Source organism: Streptomyces griseoluteus, from assembly GCF_004784465.1.
Classification (GTDB): domain Bacteria; phylum Actinomycetota; class Actinomycetes; order Streptomycetales; family Streptomycetaceae; genus Streptomyces; species Streptomyces griseoluteus.
Map to the genome: position 1 here is coordinate 1 of NZ_SRRU01000008.1, position 21,526 is coordinate 21,526.

General features: G+C 71.7%; 19 protein-coding genes. 5 read left to right on the forward strand and 14 right to left on the reverse strand.

Annotated elements, in window-relative coordinates; genetic code table 11:
• Positions 1-401: 401 nt before the first annotated feature.
• Both E5082_RS21445 and E5082_RS21450 read right to left on the reverse strand, forming a co-directional pair.
• Positions 402-1,232 carry an SDR family NAD(P)-dependent oxidoreductase gene (locus E5082_RS21445; protein ID WP_135792873.1) on the reverse strand — a complete coding sequence of 277 codons (831 nt, stop codon included), beginning with the start codon at positions 1,230-1,232 and terminating at the stop codon, positions 402-404.
• Between the two features lie 417 nt (positions 1,233-1,649).
• Positions 1,650-2,231: a TetR/AcrR family transcriptional regulator gene (locus E5082_RS21450; protein WP_135792874.1), complete on the reverse strand. Its 582-nt coding sequence runs from the start codon at positions 2,229-2,231 to the stop codon at positions 1,650-1,652.
• 113 nt (positions 2,232-2,344) lie between these two features.
• Between E5082_RS21450 and E5082_RS21455 the strand changes: the two genes are divergently transcribed.
• A complete protein-coding gene (locus tag E5082_RS21455) occupies positions 2,345-2,731 on the forward strand; it encodes a DUF4267 domain-containing protein (protein ID WP_135792875.1) in 387 nt (128 codons plus the stop codon).
• Positions 2,732-3,099: 368 nt separating this feature from the next.
• Here E5082_RS21455 and E5082_RS21465 read toward each other — a convergent pair whose 3' ends face one another.
• Entirely contained in the window at positions 3,100-4,593 is a 1,494-nt protein-coding gene (locus E5082_RS21465) for an AMP-binding protein (protein WP_135792876.1), read from the reverse strand.
• A gap of 35 nt (positions 4,594-4,628) precedes the next feature.
• A complete protein-coding gene (locus E5082_RS21470) occupies positions 4,629-6,014 on the reverse strand; it encodes an MFS transporter (RefSeq protein ID WP_135792877.1) in 1,386 nt (461 codons plus the stop codon).
• A 191-nt stretch (positions 6,015-6,205) separates the two neighbouring features.
• Here E5082_RS21470 and E5082_RS21475 point away from each other — a divergent pair, with 191 nt between their 5' ends.
• Positions 6,206-8,014, forward strand: a complete 1,809-nt coding sequence (locus E5082_RS21475; protein ID WP_135792878.1) for a helix-turn-helix domain-containing protein — start codon at positions 6,206-6,208, stop codon at positions 8,012-8,014.
• Position 8,015: 1 nt separating this feature from the next.
• On the opposite strand, the gene E5082_RS21480 is transcribed toward E5082_RS21475, so the two are convergent.
• The 10 genes from E5082_RS21480 to ltnD form a co-directional block, all read right to left on the reverse strand.
• Positions 8,016-8,207, reverse strand: a complete 192-nt coding sequence (locus E5082_RS21480; RefSeq protein ID WP_229919014.1) for a hypothetical protein — start codon at positions 8,205-8,207, stop codon at positions 8,016-8,018.
• Positions 8,208-8,456: 249 nt separating this feature from the next.
• Complete coding sequence (locus E5082_RS21485; RefSeq protein WP_135792879.1) at positions 8,457-8,795, reverse strand: hypothetical protein; 339 nt, start codon at positions 8,793-8,795, stop codon at positions 8,457-8,459.
• A 356-nt stretch (positions 8,796-9,151) separates the two neighbouring features.
• Entirely contained in the window at positions 9,152-10,474 is a 1,323-nt protein-coding gene (locus E5082_RS21490) for an aldehyde dehydrogenase family protein (RefSeq protein ID WP_135792880.1), read from the reverse strand.
• 128 nt (positions 10,475-10,602) lie between these two features.
• Positions 10,603-11,355: a FadR/GntR family transcriptional regulator gene (locus tag E5082_RS21495; RefSeq protein WP_135792881.1), complete on the reverse strand. Its 753-nt coding sequence runs from the start codon at positions 11,353-11,355 to the stop codon at positions 10,603-10,605.
• A 10-nt stretch (positions 11,356-11,365) separates the two neighbouring features.
• Positions 11,366-12,412 (reverse strand): D-erythronate dehydrogenase, encoded by a 1,047-nt coding sequence (gene denD / locus E5082_RS21500; RefSeq protein ID WP_135792882.1) that lies wholly within the window; start codon positions 12,410-12,412, stop codon positions 11,366-11,368.
• Complete coding sequence (gene otnI / locus E5082_RS21505) at positions 12,409-13,191, reverse strand: 2-oxo-tetronate isomerase (protein WP_135792883.1); 783 nt, start codon at positions 13,189-13,191, stop codon at positions 12,409-12,411. Before otnI ends, denD begins: the two co-directional genes overlap by 4 nt.
• A gap of 32 nt (positions 13,192-13,223) precedes the next feature.
• Positions 13,224-14,528, reverse strand: a complete 1,305-nt coding sequence (locus tag E5082_RS21510) for an MFS transporter (RefSeq protein WP_135792884.1) — start codon at positions 14,526-14,528, stop codon at positions 13,224-13,226.
• Positions 14,529-14,579: 51 nt separating this feature from the next.
• Positions 14,580-15,242: a class II aldolase/adducin family protein gene (locus E5082_RS21515; protein WP_135792885.1), complete on the reverse strand. Its 663-nt coding sequence runs from the start codon at positions 15,240-15,242 to the stop codon at positions 14,580-14,582.
• The gene (otnK, locus tag E5082_RS21520; protein ID WP_135792886.1) at positions 15,239-16,522 is read right to left on the reverse strand and encodes a 3-oxo-tetronate kinase; all 1,284 of its coding nucleotides are present in this window, start codon (positions 16,520-16,522) and stop codon (positions 15,239-15,241) included. Before otnK ends, E5082_RS21515 begins: the two co-directional genes overlap by 4 nt.
• A 1-nt stretch (position 16,523) precedes the next feature.
• A complete protein-coding gene (ltnD, locus tag E5082_RS21525) occupies positions 16,524-17,429 on the reverse strand; it encodes an L-threonate dehydrogenase (RefSeq protein WP_135792887.1) in 906 nt (301 codons plus the stop codon).
• A gap of 224 nt (positions 17,430-17,653) precedes the next feature.
• Here ltnD and E5082_RS21530 point away from each other — a divergent pair, with 224 nt between their 5' ends.
• The 3 genes from E5082_RS21530 to E5082_RS21540 are packed head-to-tail and all read left to right on the forward strand — an operon-like array spanning position 17,654 to position 21,494.
• On the forward strand, positions 17,654-18,862 hold the full coding sequence (locus tag E5082_RS21530) for a phospholipase D-like domain-containing protein (protein ID WP_229919015.1): 1,209 nt from the start codon (positions 17,654-17,656) through the stop codon (positions 18,860-18,862).
• A 50-nt stretch (positions 18,863-18,912) separates the two neighbouring features.
• On the forward strand, positions 18,913-19,299 hold the full coding sequence (locus E5082_RS21535; RefSeq protein WP_229919016.1) for an STAS domain-containing protein: 387 nt from the start codon (positions 18,913-18,915) through the stop codon (positions 19,297-19,299).
• Complete coding sequence (locus tag E5082_RS21540; RefSeq protein WP_135792890.1) at positions 19,296-21,494, forward strand: SpoIIE family protein phosphatase; 2,199 nt, start codon at positions 19,296-19,298, stop codon at positions 21,492-21,494. Before E5082_RS21535 ends, E5082_RS21540 begins: the two co-directional genes overlap by 4 nt.
• Positions 21,495-21,526 lie beyond the last annotated feature (32 nt).

The following is a 21,526-nucleotide window of genomic DNA, read 5'->3' on the forward strand; positions in this document are numbered from 1 at the left end:
TGGCCGTATGACCACCGTCTCCGGCACCACCCGCCGGAACAACTCCCACAACTCATCTGGCACCAGGCGCTCAGCAAGGCTCGTCATACCAACACAACGACCCCAGCCGCCAAAAGAAACGATGTCTTAGTGGCACGGCTCGACCAACGTCGGACTGACGACAGCGACCCCGTCCTACTACGGGGCGTCGAAGACGTGAGTCAGTTGGTCACCGTCCTGCGGTTCTGTGTGGGTAAGGGCGTTGCAGCTCGGCTGGCGGGGCGGGGCTGCAGTCGCGCCAGGCCGCACCCCGGCGTCCGGCCGCGTCCGGCGCCTCCGGCCCGAAGTGCGGGGCGCCTCAGGGGGCGTTCGCTCCCTGTCCGGCTCCGGCGCCGCCGGGCGGCGCCGGGAATGCCCGGCGGTCAGTCGCCGATGGCGGTGGCGCGGGCGCGCTCCTCCCAGGCGGCGACGTCGCCGCGGATGTCGTCGAGGTGTTCGAGCACACCCGTGACCGCGTCCTCGCCCAGGGGCAGCCGCAGCGGGGCGTCGTCCGCGTCCAGGGCGGCGAGGATGAGCGCTGCCGCCTTCGCGGGGTCGCCGGGCTGGGTGCCGTCGCCCCCGGACACCCATGCGCGACTGCGGGCCACCTTCTCGTACACGCCGCTGTCCGGGCTGACGCCGGCCCTGCTCGCCGCGAACACCGAGGTCCGGAACGCGCCCGGTTCGACGATCAGCACCCTGATGCCGTACTCGGCGACCTCGTCGGCGAGCGCCTCCGAGAGCCCCTCCAGGGCGAACTTCGCCGCGCTGTACCCGCCGAAGCCCGCGAAGGACGTCTGTCCGCCCATGCTGCTCATCTGCACGATCGCACCCGAGCGCCGCTCGCGCATGTGCGGCAGGACCGCGCGGACGAGCGCGGCGGGCCCGAGGACGTGCACGTCGAACGGGCGGCGCAGCTCCTGGTCGGTCGTCTCCTCGACGGCGCCGACGTGCGTCCAGCCGGCGTTGTTGACCAGGACGTCGATCCGCCCGTGCCGCGCCACCACATCCCGTACCGCCGTCTCGGCCGCGCCCGTGTCGGTGACGTCCAGACGCAGCGCCTCCATCCGGCCGGGCCGGGCGGCCACCAGGTCCTGCAGCGCCTCGGTCCGCCGGGCCGCGCCCACCACGACGTCGCCGGCGGCCAGCGCCGCCTCGCTGATCGCCCGGCCGAAGCCGCTGCTCGCGCCGGTCACCAGCCACACCCTGTCCATGACCACTCCTCGCCTCGCCGCCGGCCACGCCTCCAGACTCGCGCCGGAACCGGTGACGCGCCCGAGATCCACTGTGCTGGCTGACGGCCGTGGCGAGGAGCGCCCCGGCCCTGGCCGTGCGCTGATCGGGCACGGGTGGCCGAGGAGCCGCGCTCCAGGCGTACGGCCGAGCGGGTGTACGTGGTCTCGGTGGGGTGGACCGCGTGGCAGCCCATGTTGGTGTTGATGTTGGCGTGATGGACGGACTGGGGCGGCTCCTGCACTGTTTCCCCGCCTTCCACCAGGCAGCACCCGGCTGTTCGCAAACCGGCAGGACCAACATGCAGATCACCGACCCGCCCTGGGGGTAGCAGCCAGCACGGCCAGCGCGGCGGCCGTGAGGTAGAGGGGTAGTGCCGGGGGGCCGCCGGTGCGTTGTCAGCCGCGCGGGAGGATGCCTTCGATGAGGAGGTCAAGCCGGGTCGCCCCGCCCTGTGCGGGGATGCGGTCGGTGGCCGACAGGGTGGAGATTCCGTGCAGGGCGGCCCACAGCAGTTCGGCGCGGGCCTCGCGTTCGGGGGCCGCTTCCGGCAGCGCCTCCATAAAGGCGTCGAAGGCGGCCCGCAGCGCCGTCGGTGTCTCCTCGCCGGCGAACTCCAACCGTGTGGGGAGAACGAACATCGCCTGATAGAGCGCCGGACGTTCGACGGCGAAGCGCAGGTAGGCCTGGCACACGGCTCGCAGGCGCCTTCTGGGCTCCTGCCCGTCGGTGGCGGTACGTGCAGTGCGCAGCAGTTTGGCCAGTTCGGTGAAGCCTTCCTGGGCGACGGCCGCGACGATCGCGTCCTTGCCCTTGAAGTGGCTGTAGAGGACGGGCTGGCTGTACTCCACTCGCTCGGCGAGGCGGCGGGTGGTGAGCGCCTCCCAGCCCTCGGCCTCGGCCAGCTCGCGGGCTGCCATGAGGATCAGGCGATGACGTTGGGCGCGTTCGCGTTCGCGGCGGTCTCGGGTAACAGACATGCCTGAAATTCTAGCACTGCTAGACAGGCGGTCGCCGCTAGACCTAGCATTGCTAGCAGATCGAGCGGTGACCGGAACAGCCGGTGCCGCCGGACAGAGGGAGATGCTTCGCCATGCCCACCGCTGCCACCACCACCGCCACGGTCATCACCTGGGCGATCGCCGTCGGCATCATCCTTCTCGGCACCCGCTTCCTGTGGGCGCCGCAGCGAGCCGCAGCAGACTTCGGGCTGCCCACCACCCACCCCACTCCTGCTGTCAGCTCCTGGCTGTCCGTCAAAGGCGTCCGTGACATCTGCTCCGGACTCTTCCTGCTGATCGTGCTGCTGGGTGGCGACACCCACCTTCGCGGCTGGATGATGCTGGCCGGCTCACTGATAGCCCTCGGTGATGCGTTCACCGTCAAGCGCGGCGGCGGGCCCGCCACGGCGTACTACGGCATTCACGGCGGCACCGCCGCGGTCATGGCTGCCGCCGGCATCACGCTGCTGCTGTCCTGACCAAGACGACCGGCAGGGACGGAGAGGGCGCGGGTGACCAGCTCGCGGCAGGGCGCAGACAGGGCTGGTGTGATGCCGGTGAAGTGGACGAGGGCGGCCGTGCGCACCGCCTCGTGGTCGAGCAGGTCGGGGCCGAGAGCCGACGCTGCCGAGCCCTCGCGGCGGCTGTCCCCTGAGCCGGGCCTCCGGCTCGGGGGGCAACGTGCGCCGCGTCTTCTACCTCACCGCACTGATGCGGGACGTCGGCGACACGCTGCTGACCCTGGTCGGCGGGGGCGTATCCGCCGGACTGGGACGTGCATCAGCCCGCGAGCAGAGCTTCGACACCACTCCACAGCGCCCGCCGCCAACCTGCAGGATGACCGGAGTCAAAGGGCTCGTTGATCATTCCGGGACAGCCCTTGGTCCAGACGCTCCGCGCGCAAGGCCGAGCGCCTGAGCTTGCCGGCCGCGCTGCGCAGCGGGTCCGTCACCAACTCGACCGACCTGGGCCGCTTGTGGGGCGACAGCCGGGTGGCCAGGAAGTCGGTGATCTCCTCGGGGGTGGTCGTACGTCCCTCCTCGATCTGCACGATGGCGTGGACGCGGTTGCCCCGGTCCGGGTCCGGCAGGCCGATGACCGCGCTGGACAGGACGTGGGGGTGCTCGGTGAGGGCGCCCTCGATCTCGGCCGGGTAGACGTTCACCCCGCCGACCAGGAGCATGTCGGACCGGCGGTCGTGGAGGTACAGATAGCCGTCCGCGTCGAATTCACCGATGTCGCCGAGGGTCGACCAGCCGTCGGTCTCCTGGACCTCGGCCCCCAGATACCGGAAGGCGGGCGGCTTGCCCTCCGCGACCCGCATGAAGATCTCACCGGGGACTCCGGGCTCGGTGACCGGTGTGCCGTCCAGACCCACGATCTTGATCTCACCCCAGGTGGGACGGCCCACCGAGCCCCGGTGCGCCAGCCACTCCGTGCCGGAGATCGTGCAGCCGGCCTGGGCCTCGGTGCCCGCGTACAGCTCCCAGATCCGGTCCGCGCCCAGCCAGTCGATCCATGCCTGCTTGGTCGCGGGCGGGCAGGGTTCGGCGCAGTGCCAGACCGAGACGAGGGAGGAGAGGTCGTAGCGCGCGCGGACCGGTTCCGGGAGGGCCAGGATGCGGCGCATCATGGTCGGCACCAGATACACCCAGGTGATCGCGTGCCGTTCCACCTCGGACAGCACCCGCTCGGCGTCGAACCGCTCCAGGAGCGTGACCGTGCCGCCGTTGAACAGCGTCGTCATGGCCGTGGAAAACGGGGCGTTGTGGTGGACGGGGGCGGTGACGAGGGACTGTTCGCCGGGGCGCAGTCCCCACGCCTCCATGTCGAATGGGTTGAACGCCCCTTCCGCCCCCGACAGGATGATCTTCGGTCGGCCGGTCGATCCGCCCGAGGTGGGCGCCTTCCACGAGGGGCCGATCTCGGTGGGCAACTCGGCCTCACCGGCGCCCAGCCGGCGCAGCTCGGCCACGGTCGTGGACCGGTCGGCCACACCCTCCTTGAGGCCGATCACGACCGGCGGCTCGGACAGGGCGAGGATCGCCCGCTCCTCGGCCGGTGCCAGCCTGGTCGACAACGGCTGTGGTACCGCACCGAGTTTGAGGCAGGCGAAGGCCGCCACGACGATGTCCAGGCCATTCGGCAGCATGAGGGGGACGATGTGTCCGCGGCTGACGCCGGAGAGTTTCATGCCGCGTGCGACGGCGTCGCTCGCCCGGTACAGCTCCGCCCAGGTCAGTTCCGCGTCGCCGGCGCGGACCGCTGTGGAGTCGGGGCGTTCGGCCGCGTGGGCGGCGGGGATGTCACCGAGTGGGAACCCCGGTTCGGGGGTGAACATGACTGTGGCTCCTCGTCGTGGGGGAATCCGGCCGGTCAGGAGTAGAGCTGCGCTCCGGGCAGTACGTCGGGGTCGCGGCGCACCTCGGCCGGGTTCGTCTCGGGCAGGAACCACGCGCTGGCGAAGGTGATCAGGCCCATCAGGGCGATGTACGCGGCGACCAGCGTGGTCGTCCCGGTCTTCGCGATGACGGCGGTCATCAGGATCGGCGTACCGCCGCTGACCACGATGGCGGAGAGCTGGTAGGCCAGGGAGGCGCTGGAATAGCGGACGTTGGGCGCGAACAGCTCACCGAGGAAGGCCGCCATCGGGCCGTACGTGAGTCCCTGGAAGAGGAAACCGACGGCGATCGCGACGAAGACCAGCGGCGCCGAGGCCGTATTCACCAGGGCGAAGTACGGGAACGCCCAGGCGGCCACGCCGAGTCCGCCGACCAGGATCAGCTTGCGGCGGCCGAAGCGGTCGGAGAGGTGGCCCGCGTAGGGGAGTATCCCGGCCATCAGGGCCGAGCTGAGCAGGGTGACCGTGAGCAGGGAGTCGCGGTCCATGTGCAGGGTCGTCGTGCCGTAGCTGAGCAGGCCGGTGATGCTCACGTAGAAGAGGCTGTTGGTGGCGGACAGGGTGCCGCAGCCGAGCAGGATGGTGCGCCAGTTGCGGCGTACGGCCTCGGTCAGCGGAGCCCGGACCACGCTCGCCTCCGGCCGGCGGGCCGCCGCTTCCTGGAGTTCGCGGAAGTCCGGGGTGTCCTCGACCTTGTTCTGGATGTGCAGGACGACCGGGAACATGACCGCGCTGAGCAGGAACGGGATGCGCCAGCCCCAGTCGAGGAACGCGTCGCTGGAGATGACCGAGCCGGTCGTGGTGAAGATGAGGTTCACGATGATGACCGCGACCGGGACGCTGGTCTGGCCGAACGTGCCCGCGAAACCGCGGCGTTTGGGGTGCGCCGACTCCGTGAGCAGCAGCGCGATGCCGCCCCACTGGCCACCCGCCGCCGCGCCCTGCACGAAGCGGAGCAGCACCAGCAGCACCGGTGCGAGCACCCCGACGCTCGCCGCGCTCGGCAGACAGCCGATGAGGAACGTCGCGGTGGCCATGCCGATCAGACACGCCACGACCGTGGGCTTGCGGCCGTGCTTGTCACCGAAGTGACCGGCGAGCAGCCCGCCCAGCGGCCGGGCCACGAACCCCGCCCAGAAGGTGCTGAAGGACAGCAGCGTGCCCATGAACGCGGACGAGTGCGGAAAGAAGACGTGCGGGAAGACCAGCGCCGCCGCCGTGCCGTAGAGGAAGAAGTCGTACCACTCGATCGAGCTGCCGGTCAGCCCGGCCGCCAGCAGCTTCCAGTTGGTACGGCGTACGGGCGCGGTGGCGGGATCGGAGCCGTTGCCCTGGACGTGGGCCTGCGCGGATGAGGCCATGGGAGGCATCCCTCCGGTTCTGGTCAGGGGTATGTGCGGGGACGCCCGCCGGCCGGTCGGGACATGTGCCACAGCTCTGTGTGGGGCGAGAGTAGGGCTGAGCAAGCGCTTTGAGAGATGGGAATTCGCTACACTCCTCGCACCTCAGGGGTGGATGAATCCACCACCTCCCTTCCCGTTGAAGGCGAGCGATGGCACACAGCGATTCCGAGCCGGTGGGCGAGGGCGGCCAGGGCGAACTCGCCGCCTACCGGCTGCGCCGCGAACGCGAGCTGAGCAGCCTGTACGCGACGGCCCGCTCGCTCACCGTGCTGGGCGAGGTCGACGAGGTGCTGCCGTCGATCGTCCGGGAGGCGCACGAGCTGATCGGCAGCGACTTCGTCTATCTCTCGCTCCGCGACACGGGCGGCGCTCTCGCCCTCAGCGCGTCGGCCGGCACCATCTCGTCCGAGTTCTCCTCCGCGCGCATGCCCGCCGGGGCCGGGCTCGGCGGCTGGGTGATCGAGACCAGGGCGCCCGTCTGGGTCAGCGACTACCGCCGCGCCGACAGCTTCCACCGTGATCCCGTCTTCGACCGGCTCGTCTCCGACGAGGGGCTCGTGGCACTGCTCGGCGTCCCCCTCCTGGTCGGCGACCGCGTGATCGGCGTCCTCTTCGCCGCCGACCGCACCGAGCGCCCCTTCGAGAAGGACGAGGTCGCCCTCTTCAGTGCCTTCGCCGACCATGCCGCGATAGCGCTCAACAACGCCCGGCTGTACGACGAGAGCCGAGTGGCGCTCCAGCGGCTCCAGGACGCCTACCGCGTCATCGAGGGCCAGGTCGCCACCATGGAACGGGCCGCCGCCGTGCACGAGGCGCTGACCCATGTGGTACTGACCGGAGGCGGGCCGGGTGACATCGCGCAGTCGTTGGTCGATCACCTGGAGGGCGTGGTCACCATCCGGGACCGGGACGACGAGGTCGTGGCCACGCGGCCCGCCGGAGCGGTGACCGCAGGGGAAGACCCCTCCCTGGAAAGGGAGTTGCTGGCGGAGGCGCGCCGGACCGGCCGGTGCGTCCACGGCGAGGGAGCCGACGGCACGGTCCTCAGCGTGGCCGCCATCCAGGCCGGGGGCAGCCACCTCGGCTCCCTGTCGCTCAGGCGGCGGGCGGTCACCGAGTCGGCGGACGTCCGGATGCTGGAGCGCTCGGCCCAGATCACCGGCCTGCTCGCGCTCCTGCGGGACGCCCGCGTGGAGGCCGAGGAGCGGGTACGGGGCGAACTGCTGATGGAGCTGCTGTCCCACCCGCCACTGCAGCCCGTCCATCCGGCGCTGCGCGACCGCGCGCTCGCGCGGGGCGTCGACGTCGACCGGCTGGACGTCCTGGCCACGGCCGACTGCCACGACCGGTCCACCGCCGACGTGGTGCGCGAACTGCACGCCTTCTCAGCGGAGTTCTCCGGCCTCGCGGGTGAATACCTGGGCCGGGCGACGATGCTGCTCCGCGCCGACGACCCCGAGGCCGTGGCACGGACGCTGCACCAACGGCTCCGCCGCAGGCTCGGTGCCCCGGTGCTCGTGGTCGCCGACCGGATCACCGGGCACGACCGCGCGCACTCCTACACCCTGGCCGTCCGCTGCCTGGACGTCATGCGCAGCCTCGGCGAGACCGACCGGGGCGCCGGCACACGGCGGTACGCGATGTACGGGCTCGTCTTCGACCCCCGGCGCGCACAGGAGCTGGAGGGGTTCGTCACCGACTCCCTCGGACCCCTGCTCGACTACGACCGGCGCCGCTCGACCGACCTCGTGAGCACTGTCGCCGCCTACTTCGCGCACTCCGGAAACCTCAGCCGGACCGCCCACGCCCTCCATGTGCACACCAATACCCTCCTGAAGCGCCTGGACCGCATCACGGCCCTCCTCGGCGACGACTGGCGCTCGGCGGACTCCGCGCTGGGGCTCCATCTGGCGGTACGACTGCACCAGTTGAGGGCGGTGCTGGACGGGCCGGGGTAGGTCAGGGCGTCGCCGTTCCGTCGCGGTCGCGCAGGGCCAGCAGGGTCCAGCCGTGGCCGGACGGGTCGAGCGGCCGGGTCGCGGCGGTGAAGAGTTCCGCCGCCCGGCGGTAGGAGAGACGGCCCCGTCCGGTCACCGGGCACCGGTCGGCCGGGGGCGTGGTGGCGGGGGCCCGGCGAGCGGTGACGAACACGGGGCCCGCGGTGCGGCCGGCGAGGAGGAGGGGGAGGAGCCTGGCGGTGCCTTCGCCCCGCGGAGCGGCTGCTGGGGTTCGGGGTGCTGTGGCAGGTGACGGCGGTGGGGGTGGTGCTGGCGGTGCCGTCGGTGCGGAGGCACGAGGCGACTCCGCACGGCGAGGCGCGGGTTGCTGTCCACTGACCGCCGTCGGCGGACGGATCACCGGCCGTCCGCCGACGGCGGGCCTACTCGCCGGCCCGCACGGTCAGGGACAGGAGCTGGAGCTCTGGCCGACCACGTGGGCGTCCGCGTTGTCCGCCGCCTTCACGTAGGCGGCCGACGTGCCCCGGCGGTCGTAGGTCTTGGTGAAGTCGGGGGCCAGGTCGATGACGAACTTGACCTTGTAGCAGTACCCGGCGTCGATGCGCAGGGTGTCCCAGTCCTCCTTGTACGGGGTGTGACCCCCGTTGGGCGACAGGTAGTACGTGGTCTGCGCCACGCCGTCGCTCGAGCAGGTCGGCTGCGTGGCCGTCCACGAGCCGGTGCTGTCCCCGGAACGGCACCAGTTCTTGAGCGCGGTCGCGCCCAGAGCGGTGTCGTTCACGGAGGACGAACATCCCCCGATACCGCAACTCGCCCCGGCACTGGCGGTGGTGGCCGAACCCATCACGCCGACGACCGTCATCGCCGTCACCGCGGCCGCCGCTCTCCCCAGCCCTCTGGGCAGCACTTTCCTGGAAAACACCGAAGATTCCTCCCCTGTCGGCTCATGCGAAGGCATGAACTCAAGCCAGGAAGCTAGTGCCATTCACGGGCGGTGTCAGCGTGTTCGCGCCGCTGTGAAATTGCCGTCCGGGGGGGGTGGGGGAGGGGAGTTGTCGCCCAAGGGAGCTGCGTGACGCCGCCCGCCGCGCCGCCCTCGCCTTCAACCCCAGGGGCGGGGGCGGCGCGGCGATGGCGCTAGGCCAGCGGCTTGCTCAGTACCGCCTTGCGGTGGCTGAAGGTGTCCAGGGAGTAGCGGCCGTGGTAGCTGCCCATGCCGCTCTCGCCGACACCGCCGAAGGGGAGGTCGGAGACGGTGAGGTGGGCGAGGGGGAGGCCGTGGCCGAGGCCGCCGGAGGAGGTCTCGGCGGCGATGCGGTCGCGGGTGGTGTCGGAGTCGGTGAAGACGTACAGCGCGAGAGGCTTGTCGCGGTCGTTGATGAAGTCCACCGCCGCGTCCAGGTCCGGCACGGTGACGATCGGGAGGATGGGCCCGAAGATCTCCTCCTGCATCACCGGTGCGTCCGGCGCCACGTCGGCCAGCACGGTCGGCGCGATGTACTTCTCCGTACGGTCGCTGTCCCCGCCGACCGCCACCCGGCCGGAGCCGAGCAGGCCGGAAAGCCGGTCGAAGTGGCGCTCGTTGACGATGCGGCCGTACTCCGGGGAGGCAGCCGGCTCGGCGCCGTAGATGCCCTCGACCGCGCGGACGAGCGCCGCCTCCAGGGCGGGGGCGGTCTCCGGGTCGGTGAGGACGTAGTCGGGGGCGACGCAGGTCTGTCCGGCGTTGAGGAACTTGCCGCGCGCCAGCCGGTCGGCGACCACGTCGAGGTCGGTGTCCCGGTCCACGAACGCGGGTGACTTGCCGCCGAGTTCGAGGGTGACGGGGGTGAGGTGCTCGGCGGCCGCACGCATGACGACGCGGCCCACCGTGCCGTTGCCGGTGTAGAAGATGTGGTCGAAGCGCTGGGCCAGCAGGGCCGTCGTCTCGGGGATGCCGCCCTCGACCACCGCGACCGCGTCGGTGTCGAGGTAGGCCGGGATCAGCTCGGCCAGCGCGGCCGAGGTCGCCGGGGCCAGCTCGCTCGGCTTCGCCACGACCGCGTTGCCCGACGCGAGGGCGCCGACCACGGGGGCGAGGAGGAGCTGGGCGGGGTAGTTCCAGGGGGCGATGACGAGGACGACGCCGAGCGGGTCGTACTGGGTCCAGGCCGTGGCGTCGGCACCGAGGTGTGCGGGGACCGGAGCCGGCTCGGGGCGGAGCCACTCCGCCAGGTGCTCCAGGGTGTGGTCGATCTCGCGGACCGTGAAGTCGATCTCCGTACGGTACGCCTCGGTGGCGCTCTTGCCCAGGTCGGCGTGGAGGGCGGCGGCGAGGTCGTCCCCGTGCTCGGTCAGCATCGCGCGCAGCCGGCGCAACTGCTCCGTACGCCACTCGACGGACTTGGTCCGCCCGGTCCGGAACGTGCGGCGCAGCCGGGCCACGGTGTCGGCGGCCTGCTCGGTGGGGGAGTGGTTCACGGGTGCCTCGCATCCTCGACGATCAGATGTAAACACCAACCTTTCAGAGGACGGAACACATTCCGTGGATCGCCCGGAATGACGTAGATCACGGCGTGTACGCGAAAGGGCCGCACCGGCCCTGGCTGTCAGGTGTCCGACCCCAACCGCACGTCCAGCCCGTCGGTCTCCGTCCAGAAGTGTTCGTCCGCGTCCTGGAGGCGGGACGCGGCGTGGCGGAGGTGGAGGCGGGCGGCGGCCCGGGCGGCTTCGGGGTCGTGGGACTCGATGGCGGCGAGGATGGCGTGGTGTTCCTGGCGGACCGCCTCGATGAAGTCGGTGCGGCGGGCCTCGTTGGCGCGGGTGACGCGGATGCCGCCGCGGGCGACCTCGCCGAGGTAGCGGACCGTCTGGACGAGGACCGGGTTGCCGGTGGACTCGGCGATGGTGCGGTGGAAGGCGAGGTCCTCGTCCACACCGTCGCCGTCGGCGGCGACCGCCGTGTCCAGCGCGGCCAGCGCGAGGCGCATCCGGGCGATGTCGTCCGGCGTGGCACGGGTGGCGGCCAGGGCCGCCGCCTCGTCCTCCAGGGCCGCGCGGACCTCGACGATCTGGAGCACCTTGGACTTGGTGCCAGGGGACTCGCCCTCCAGGTCGAGCGGCCTGGTGCGCCGGGGCAGGACGAAGACGCCGAGGCCCTGGCGCGGCTCGACCAGGCCCGCGTTGCGCAGCCGGGACACCGCCTCGCGGACGACCGTACGGCTCACGCCGAGCTGCTTGACCAGCGCGACCTCGGTCGGCAGTTTGTCGCCCTCGGCGAGCCGCCCGGACTCGATCTCCTCCGCGAGTATCGCGGCGACCCGGTCCGCGAGCCGTATCGGACCGCTCACCTTGGAAAACATGCTTTTCAGTCTATCGACCGGCGCTCCGCGGCCCCGCCCGCAGCGCGGTGACGGCGGTCACCGCGTCGGCGTGGTCGGCCAGGTACTCCCGGACGACCGACTCGAAGTCCGGGTCGGCGGCCAGCCCGAGCGTGGCGGCGCGGGCGTTGTCGAAGTCGGCCGGCCAGGACCCCACGATGGCCTCCACGGCGGGTTCGGGCGCGACGGTCACGAGGTCCGCCACGGCGTCCCCGGCCACCCGGCGAAGAGTCCGGAGCATGTCCGAGACCGAGACCGTCAGGGCGGGCAGGTTGACCGGGAGCCGGCCGTCGAGCTGACCGGGGCCCTCGCCGCGCTCCAGCTCAGCGACCCGGAGGATGCCCGTGACCGTGCGCCGGGGGGAGGCCAGGGCCACCCGCAGGCCGGGGTCGACGGGGCAGACGGCCGGCAGCCCGGCCAGCGGCTCCCGGACGACACCGGACAGGAACCCGGACGCGGCGGCGTTGGGCCTGCCCGGCCGCACCGACACGGTCATCAGCCGGGCCACCCGCCCGTCCACGAACCCCCGGCGCGTGTACTCCGCGACGAGCTGCTCGCAGACGAACTTCTGCACCCCGTAACTGGATCGAGGCGTCGGCAGCGTGGCCTCGCTGACCACCTCCGGCAGCGGCAGCGCCGGGTCCGAGCCGTACACCGCGACACTGCTGGAGAAGAGCAGCCGTACGACCGGACCCCCGGCGGCCGCCTGGGCGCGGGCCGCTTCGAGCAGGGCGCGGGTGGTGTCCACGTTGGCGGCCATGCCGAGATCGAAGTCGGCCTCGCACTCGGCCGACACGGCGGACGCCAGATGGACCACCGCGTCCACCGGCTCGGCGAACAACTCGCCCAGCCGCTCCGTGAGATCACCCCGGACGACCTCCACCAGCGGGTCGGTGGCGAGCGGTGACGCGTCCGGTACGAACAGGTCGGCCAGCACCAGCCGGTCCACGGGCACACCGGCGAACTTCCGTGTCTCCAGCAGCCGTTCGGCCACCTGGCGGCCCAGGAAGCCGAAGCCCCCGGTGATGACGATCCTCATGCGTCTGCTCCTCGGTAGTCGCGCAGCCAGCCGAGCCCCTCGCTCGTCCCGGCACGTGGGCGGTACTCGCAGCCGATCCACCCTTCGAAGGCCAACTCGTCGATCAGGTCGAAGAGATGGCCGATGTTCAGTTCGCCCGCGTGGGGTTCCGCCCGGTCGGGCACGCCCGCGATCTGGAGATGCCCGACCCGGCCGGTCGGCAGGTCCCGGCGCAGGACCGTGGTCAGGTCGCCCTCGGTGATCTGGCAGTGATAGAGGTCCAGTTGGACCTTGACGTGGTCGGAGCCCAATTCCCGGACCACAGCGTGCGCTTCGGCCTGCCGGTTCAGGAAGTAGCCGGGCATGTCACGGTGGTTGATCGGCTCGATCAGGAGGTCCACCCCCACCGCTCCTGCCCGCTCGGCGGCCCAGGCGAGGTTGCCGAGGTAGGTGTCACGCGCCGCGCCGGACGGCACCAGCCCGGCCATCACATGCACACGCGGACAGTCCAGCGCCGCCGCGTACTCCAGCGCCCGCTCGATCCCGGCCCGCGTCTCCGCCTCCCTGCCGGGCAGCGCGGCCGTACCGCGCTCACCCGCGTCCCAGTCGCCGGGCGGTGCGTTGAACAGCACCTGCCGCAGGCCGTGTTCGTCCAGCAGGCGGCGCAGCCCGGCGGGGTCGTACGCGTACGGGAAGAGGTACTCGACGGCCTCGAAGCCGTCCCCGGCGGCCGCGGCGAAGCGGGCCGGGAACGGGTGCTCGGTGTACATCATGGACAGGTTCGCTGCGAACCTCGGCATGGTCACTCCCATGACGCCGGTGGGGGCGCCGGTCAGCGGTTGACGACGTCCTTCTTGGTGGTGAGTACGGCGGCGGCGCCCACGACGAGGCTGAACGCCAGCACGTACATCGGCAGGGACGCCGAACCCGTGCTGTCCTTCAGCGCGCCGATCATGTACGGGCTGACGAAACCGGCCAGATTGCCGACCGAGTTGATCAGGGCGAGCCCGGCCGCGGCCGCCGTACCGCCCAGGAAGGCGGTGGGCAGCGACCAGAACAGCGGGGCGCAGGTCAGCACGCCGGCCGCCGCGAAGGACAGCGCGATCAGGGACAGCGCGGTGGAGCCCGACCAGGAGGCGGCCAGGGTGAAGCCGACCGCGCCCATGAGGCTCGGGACGACCAGGTGCCAGCGGCGCTCCCGGCGCCGGTCGGCCGAGCGGCCGAACAGGTTCATCGCGACCAGCGCGGCCAGGAACGGCACCGAACTCAGCACGCCGATGGCCAGGTTGCCCTTGATGCCGGTCGACTCCACGAAGGTGGGCATCCAGAACGTCAGCGCGTACTGGCCCATCACGAAGCAGAAGTAGATCAGGCTCATCAGCCACACCTTGGGGTCGCGGAAGCCGTCCCAGACCTTGCCGTGCACGGTCCGGTGCGCCGCGTCCTCGGTGAGCGCCCGCTCCACGACGTCCTTCTCCTCGTCGCTGAGCCACTTCGCGTCCCGCACCCCGTTGTCCAGGTAGAACAGCGTGGCCACACCGACCGCGAGGGCCGGCAGCGCCTCCAGCGCGAACATCCACTGCCATCCCTGCCAGCCGCCCGTGCCGTGGAAGGTGTCCAGAATCCAGCCGGAGAGCGGGTTGCCGAAGATGCCCGCCACCGGGATCGCCGACATGAACATCGCGATGACGCGGGCCCGGCGGTGGGACGGGAACCAGTAGGTGCAGTACAGGATGACACCGGGGTAGAACCCCGCCTCGGCCGCGCCGAGCAGGAAGCGGAGCACGTAGAACGTCGCCTCGTCGGTGACGAAGACGAAGGCCGCCGAGACCACGCCCCAGCTGATCATGATCCGGGCTATCCAGGTGCGGGCGCCGACCCGCTGGAGCAGCAGGTTCGACGGGACCTCGAAGAGGAAGTACCCGATGAAGAACAGCCCGGCGCCCAGGCCGTACGACGCCTCGCTGAACCCCAGGTCGGCGGACATCTGGAGCTTGGCGAAGCCCACGTTGACGCGGTCGAGGTAGGAGACGACGTAAGCGAGGACGAGGAAGGGGACGATGCGCCGGACGACCTTGCGGAAGACGGCGTTCTCGCGGGTGAGGTCGGCTTCGGCGGCGACCGTGGGAAGGGGCATGACGAATCCTTCGAGCGGCTCAGGGGGATTGTCGGGACGACGTGCGGCGGTTCACCAGCGGGCGCCGAACACGGCGCGCAGTTCGGCGAGTTCGGGTTCCGCGAGCGGGGCGGGCCTGCGCTCGGTGAGCAGCCACAGGCGTGCCGTCTCCTCGAGTTCTTCGAGGACGGCCAGTGCGGAGGCCGCGTCGGGCCCCCAGACGACCGGGCCCAGCCGGTCGAGCAGCACGGCCCGGATCGGCGTACCGCGCGCGGCGCGTTCGGCGATGCGGGCGGTCACCAGGTCGGCCACGCGCGGGTCGCCGGGCCGGTGGTAGGGGACGAGCGGGACGTGCCCGACCTTCATCACGTAGTACGGGGTGATCGGCGGGAGCACGTCGTCCGCACGCCACACCCCGGCCAGGGTCAGCCCGACCAGGTGCGTGGAGTGGGTGTGGACGATGAAGCGGGCGGTGGGATCGGCGGCGTGGATACGGCGGTGCAGGGTGAGGGTCTTGCTGGCGCGGTCGCCCGCGAGCTGTTCGCCGTCGGCGTCGACGAGGGCCAGCCGGCCGGGGTCGAGGAAGCCCAGGGCCGCGTCGGTCGGGGTGATCAGGTGGGAGTCACCGACCCGGGCGCTGATGTTGCCCGCGCTGGCGTGGACATAGCCCCGCGCGAACAGGCTCGTGCCCACCCGGACGATCTCGCGCCGGGCCTCCTCCACCGGGTCGCTCATGCCGGCTCCAGCAGGGCGAACGCGGCGGAGAAGAAGTCGGGTCCCCCGAAGTTGCCCGACTTCAGCGCGAGATGAAGTGTCCGCCCGTCGGGCGGAGTTGCCGCGCACCAGGGCACACCGGGGTCGATCTGCGGGCCGATGCGGAGCCCGGTGACGCCGAGGGCCTGCACGACCGCCCCCGAGGTCTCGCCCCCGGCGACGACGAGCTGCCGCACCCCGCGCGCCACGAGCCCCCGCGCCACCTCGGCCAGGGTCCGCTCCACCAGCTCACCGGCCTCGGCGGCACCGAGCCTGCTCTGCACCCCGCGCACCGCTTCGGGGGCCTCGGTGGAGTAGATCAGCACGGGTCCGTCGGCGAGGTGGGCCTCGGCGAAGGCCAGCGCCGACCCGGCCACGTCCTCACCCGCCGCGATACGGAGGGGGTCCACGCTGAAGGCGGGGCGCCCGGTGCCGAGGAAGGCCCGGACCTGGCCGTTGGTGGCCGTGGAGACCGAGCCGGACACGATGGCCCGGTAGCCGGAGGCGGGCGGCAACTGGGCCGCCTCCGTCGAGGGTCGAAGACCCCAGTTGGCCGGCAGCCCGATGGCCAGCCCCGAACCGGCCGTCACCAGCGGCAGATCCCGCACGGCCTCGCCCAGCCGCACCAGATCGTCATTGGAGACCGCGTCCACGACGGCGAACGCGACTTTCTGGACACGGAGTTCAGCGATGCGGGCCCGCACCGCATCCGCACCGCCCGCGACGACCGTGTGGTCGATGAGTCCGACAGGCCGCCTGGTCTGCGCGCCCAGCACCTCGACCAGGTTGGAGTCGGTCATCGGCGTCAGCGGATGGTCCCGCATGCCGCTCTCGCTCAACAGCACGTCACCGACGAAGAGATGACCCTTGAACACGGTGCGCCCGTTGTCCGGGAACGCCGGGGTGGCCACCGTGAAGTCGGTGTCCAGCGCGTCCATCAGGGCCTCGGCCACCGGCCCGATGTTCCCGGCCGGGGTGGAGTCGAAGGTCGAGCAGTACTTGAAGTAGACCTGCTCGGCCCCCGCGCCCCGCAGCCACGCCAGCGCCCGCAGCGAGGCGTCCACCGCCTCCGCGACGGGCACGGTACGGGACTTGAGCGCGATCACCACCGCGTCCGCGTCCCCGGCGAGACCCTGCCCGTCGTCCTCGTCCTCGGGGACGTCGATGAGCTGGACCACGCGCATCCCCGCGCGCACCAGGTTGTTCGCCAGGTCCGTGGCGCCGGTGAAGTCGTCGGCGATGGCGCCGAGCCGGATTCCCATGTCAGCCATCCTCCGGCTTCGGCAGGTCGATCCCGGGGAAGATCTTGATCACCGCGCTGTCGTCCTCGCCGCCCAGGCCCGAGGCCGCCGCCTGGAGGAACATCTGGTGGGCGGTGGCGGCCAGCGGCAGCGGGAAGCGCTCCGGGCGGGCGGAGTCGAGCACGATCCCGAGGTCCTTCACGAAGATGTCGACGGCCGACAGGGGCGTGTAGTCACCGGCCAGTACGTGCGCCATGCGGTTCTCGAACATCCAGGAGTTGCCCGCGCTGTGGGTGATCACCTCGTACAGCGTCCCGGCCGGGACACCGGCCTTGATGCCCAGCGCCATCGCCTCGGCGGCTGCGGCGATGTGGACCCCCGCGAGCAACTGGTTGACCACCTTGACCTTGGAGCCGAGCCCGGCCTCGTCACCCAGCCGGTGCACGGTCGCGCTCATCGCCTCCAGCACCGGCCCGGCGAGCGCGTACGCCTCCGGGGCGCCGGAGGTCATCATGGTCAGCTCACCGGCCGCCGCGCGCACGGCACCGCCGGAGACCGGGGCGTCCAGGTAGAGGAGGCCCGACCCGGCCAGGCGAGAACCCAGTCCGGCGGACCAGGCGGGGTCGACCGTGGAGCACATCACGAACACGGCCCCCGGTCGCAGCCGTTCGGCGGCGCCCTCCGCCCCGAACAGCACCTGCTCGACTTGCGCGGAGTTGACGACCACGCCGACCAGGACATCGACGGTGGCGGCGAGTTCACCGGGGGAGGGGAAGGCGGTGCCGCCCTCGCGGGCGAAGTCGGCGGCCACTTCGGGCCGCAGGTCGTGGACCCCGACGTCGTATCCCGCCGTCCGCAGGCTGCGGGCCATCCCGAGGCCCATGGCCCCGAGCCCCACCACGCCCACACGGGGCTTCTGGTCCTTCACGCGCAACATCCTTGTCTCGCAGTGGCCGCCCGGACGCCTTCAGTGCCGTCGGCGAACAGGTCATATGATGACCTGACGACAGCGATCAACGCACTGTGATGCCGGTCACATGTGGGGTGGTTCACCGGCGCGGGATGATGAGGCGAGTGCCGGGCATGAGGGTCCTCGGGGGTCCAACGGCCGCCCGATCCGATCCGCCCCATGGCACAACTGGAGAATTCGCTGTGACCCTCGACGGCATACCGGTAGCCCTCGCACCCGGCGGCGCCCTGGACGCCGACGCCCGCAAGCAGCGCCTGCGCCGCCGCCTGGAGCGGCTGATCGGCGTGGCCGCCACCGAGGGGAACGAGCTGATCCCGCTGCGCAACGGCAGCGCCATCTTCCCCGCCATGCTCAAGGCCATCGGCTCGGCCAGGCACACGATCGACATGATGACCTTCGTGTACTGGCGCGGCCAGATCGCCCACGACTTCGCCGCCGCCCTGGCCGACCGGGCGCGGGCGGGCGTGCGGGTGCGGCTGCTGCTCGACGGGTTCGGCGCCAAGCGGATAGAGAGGGGGCTGCTGGACCTCATGGACGAGGCCGGCGTCCAGGTCGCCTGGTTCCGCAAGCCCGTCTGGCTCTCGCCCTTCAAGCAGAACCACCGCTGTCACCGCAAGGCCCTGATCGTGGACGAGGACACCGCCTTCACCGGCGGTGTCGGCATCGCGGAGGAGTGGTGCGGCGACGCCCGCAATCCCGGCGAGTGGCGCGACACCCACGTCCAGGTGCGCGGACCGGCGGTCGACGGGATCGCCGCCGCCTTCGCCCAGAACTGGGCCGAATGCCACGACGAACTCTTCGACGACCGCGACCGCTTCACCGGGCACGAGCAGATCGGCGGCTCGATCGTCCAGGTCGTGCGTGGTTCGGCCAGTATCGGCTGGCAGGACATGCAGACCCTGATCCGGGTCATGCTCACCTCGGCGGAGGAACGGTTCCGCCTGGCCACGGCCTACTTCGCCCCCGACGACTACTTCGTCGACCTGCTGTGCCGCACCGCCCGCCGGGGCGTCAAGGTGGAGATCCTGCTGCCCGGTCCGTACACCGACCAGCGGGCCTGTCAGCTCGCCGGACAACAGCACTACACCAAGCTGCTGCGCGCGGGCGTCGACATCCGCCAGTACCAGCCGACGATGATGCACGCCAAGATCATCACCGTGGACTCGGTGGCGGCCCTGATCGGCTCCACCAACTTCAACCGCCGCTCCATGGACCACGACGAGGAGGTCATGCTCGCCGTGCTGGACGAGGAGTTCACCGCGTCACTCGACCGTGACTACGATGCCGACCTCGAGCGCAGCGTCGCCATCGACCTTGCCAGATGGCGGCGGAGAGCCGCTTTCCAGCGGCTGAAGGAAGCCGCGGTCACCCCCGTGAGACGCTTCCTGTGACGAAAGGCAGGCGGCGGTAGCCGAGTGGAAGGCAGCTGAGGGTGTTCTCGGTGGATGTGAGACAGCACGCGCTCGGCGTGTTGTTCGTGCTGTGCGGTGAACTGGACTTCGACAGCGTGGTGCAACTGCACGAGGCTGCCGACGGCGAACTGAACGGATCGACGGGGACGCTGCCGGTCGTGGTCGACTGCGCCGCCCTGACCTTCTGCGACTCCTCCGGGATCAGCGCGCTGCTACGGCTCTACCAGCAGCTCACCGCCGAGCAACGGGCCCTGCGCCTGGCGGCCGTACCCGCCTCGGTGTCACGTCTGTTCAGCCTGACAGGTTTGGACCAGCTCTTCTCCGTGCACAAGGACGCTGCTGAGGCGCTTGCCGCAGGCTCGGGCGGACGTGGCGTCGTCTCGGCGGTCCAACAGAACCAGGAGCGGAGCGCATGACGCGCGTATCAGGGCTGGACCAGCCCGAGGCCGGCCGGCCGGGAGGCGGCCTGGACGACGATCTGCGCGCCCTCTTCGGGCAGTCGACGGCCGTCTTCGCCTCACTCGCCGGACCGGCCCACATGCTGGAGTCCGCGAACCCCGCGTTCTTCGCCGCGATCGGCGGCGCCGAGCGCGCCCGCACCGGCCTGCCCCTCGCGGAACTGATGCCGGAACTCGTCGAACAGGGTTTCATCGGCCTGCTGGACCGGGTCTACCGCACCGGCCGGTCCGTCACGGGCCGCGACCGCCGGATCGTCCTCGGCTCGGGCGCCGACGCCCGCGAGACCTTCTTCGACTTCACCTACGAGCCCCGGCTCGACGTCGGCGGCAACGTCACCGGCGTACGGGTCATCGGCGTCGAGACCACGCAGGTGAGACAGGCCCAGCGGCTCACGGCCGAGCAGGCGGCCCTGCTGGAGCAGATCGCCCGCCAGGCCCCGTTGGCCGACGTGCTGCACGGCATGGCGCGGGTCATCGAGGACCTGGCGCCCGAGGAGGTGCTGGTGTCGGTGCTGCTCGCCGACGCCGACGGCCGCCACCTGCGCCACGGAGCCGCCCCCAGCCTGCCCGACTTCTACAACCAGGCCATCGACGGCATCGCCGCCGGTGAGGGCGTGGGCTCCTGCGGTACGGCCGCCCACCGCCGGCAGAGCGTGATCGTCTCCGACATCGCCACGCACGAGTACTGGGACGACTTCCGGGACCTGGCCGAGAAGGCCGGGCTCGCCGCCTGCTGGTCCACCCCGGTACTGGGCAGCGACGGATCGCTGCTCGGCACCTTCGCCATGTACCACCGCACGCCCCGCTCGCCCCAGGACTACGACCTCGCGCTCGCCCGGATCTTCGCGGGCACCGCGGCCCTGGCCATCGAACGCCACCAGGCCGAGCAGGCCCGGCAGGCCGCCGAGGCCCGCGAGAAGTCCGCCCGCGCCGACCTAAGCTTCCTGCTGGACGCCAGCACCTCTCTGGCCCACGACCTGGACGCCGCCCAGACCCTCCAGCGCCTCGCCGAGGCGTGCGTCCCCACTCTGGCCCCGCTGTGCGCGGTCGACATCGTGGAGTCCGGCCGGGTACGTCGTATCGCCACAGCCGCGCCGGACGCCGAGCGCGGTGCGCTGCTGGCCTCCCACATCCCGGTCTACGACGCCGCCGACGACGCCGTGGCGCGGGTGCTGGCCACCGGGGTCAGCGAGGTCGCCCGCCGCGCGCCCACCGGGCCGGGCCCCTGGCACGACCTGGGCGTCACCGGCTACCTGTGCGTCCCGCTGCTCGACCGGGGCAACACCTTCGGCACCATGACCCTGCTCAGCGTCGGCGACCACACCTTCGACGGGCACACCGTCGCGCTGGCCGAGGAACTCGCCCGCCGGGCCTCCTCCGCCGCCCGCAACGCCCGCCAGTACACCCACCGGGTCACCCTCGCCCGCGACCTCCAGGCCGGGCTGCTGCTGCCCGGCGTCCCGGACGTACCGGGCGCCGACGTGGCCACGTACTACCACCCCGCCGGTGAGGGACTCGACATCGGCGGCGACTTCTACGACGTCTTCCCGCTGCGGGACGGCCGGTGGGCGTTCATGCTCGGTGACGTGTGCGGCCGCGGTGCCACCGCCGCGACCACCACCGCCCTGGTACGGCACACCGCCCGCGCCGTCGCCCCGCTGCTGCCCGGCCCCCAGGCCGTGGTCGAGGCCGTCAACCGTGCCCTGTTCGACCGTCCCGGCAGCCACGGCACCGGCTTCGTCACGCTCGTCTACGGGCAGTTCACCCCGACCCCGGCGGGCCTGGACATCGAGCTGATCCGCGCCGGGCACACCGCCCCCCTCGTCATCGACGCGGGGCACACCGTGCGCGCCGTGGACGCCTCGGGGCTCCTCCTGGGCGTCGCGCCCGACCCGCACGTCAGTCCGCGTCGGCTGCAACTGCGCCCGAACGAGAGCCTGTTGCTCTACACCGACGGCCTCACCGAGGCCCGCGCCCCCGACGGCGAGCAGTTCGGCGACGTACGCGTGGCCCAGGCCCTCGCAGGCTCGCCCCGCCCGCCCGCCGCCGGCCGCCTGATCGACTCCCTGACCGAGGCCGTACGCGTCTTCACCGGCGGCCACGACATCGACGACGACCAGGCGGTGCTCGTCCTCACCGCCACCGGCGAGTAGTCAGGACGGGCCGGCGATCCAGCCGTCCACGC

Excerpts from the sequence above, each read along its gene's own strand:
- E5082_RS21445 (WP_135792873.1), bottom strand. The coding sequence starts at position 1,232 with ATGGACAGGGTGTGGCTGGTGACCGGCGCGAGCAGCGGCTTCGGCCGG.
- E5082_RS21450 (WP_135792874.1), bottom strand. The coding sequence starts at position 2,231 with ATGTCTGTTACCCGAGACCGCCGCGAACGCGAACGCGCCCAACGTCAT.
- E5082_RS21455 (WP_135792875.1), top strand. The coding sequence starts at position 2,345 with ATGCCCACCGCTGCCACCACCACCGCCACGGTCATCACCTGGGCGATC.
- E5082_RS21465 (WP_135792876.1), bottom strand. The coding sequence starts at position 4,593 with ATGTTCACCCCCGAACCGGGGTTCCCACTCGGTGACATCCCCGCCGCC.
- E5082_RS21470 (WP_135792877.1), bottom strand. The coding sequence starts at position 6,014 with ATGGCCTCATCCGCGCAGGCCCACGTCCAGGGCAACGGCTCCGATCCC.
- E5082_RS21475 (WP_135792878.1), top strand. The coding sequence starts at position 6,206 with ATGGCACACAGCGATTCCGAGCCGGTGGGCGAGGGCGGCCAGGGCGAA.
- E5082_RS21495 (WP_135792881.1), bottom strand. The coding sequence starts at position 11,355 with ATGTTTTCCAAGGTGAGCGGTCCGATACGGCTCGCGGACCGGGTCGCC.
- denD (WP_135792882.1), bottom strand. The coding sequence starts at position 12,412 with ATGAGGATCGTCATCACCGGGGGCTTCGGCTTCCTGGGCCGCCAGGTG.
- otnI (WP_135792883.1), bottom strand. The coding sequence starts at position 13,191 with ATGCCGAGGTTCGCAGCGAACCTGTCCATGATGTACACCGAGCACCCG.
- E5082_RS21510 (WP_135792884.1), bottom strand. The coding sequence starts at position 14,528 with ATGCCCCTTCCCACGGTCGCCGCCGAAGCCGACCTCACCCGCGAGAAC.
- E5082_RS21515 (WP_135792885.1), bottom strand. The coding sequence starts at position 15,242 with ATGAGCGACCCGGTGGAGGAGGCCCGGCGCGAGATCGTCCGGGTGGGC.
- otnK (WP_135792886.1), bottom strand. The coding sequence starts at position 16,522 with ATGGGAATCCGGCTCGGCGCCATCGCCGACGACTTCACCGGCGCCACG.
- E5082_RS21540 (WP_135792890.1), top strand. The coding sequence starts at position 19,296 with ATGACGCGCGTATCAGGGCTGGACCAGCCCGAGGCCGGCCGGCCGGGA.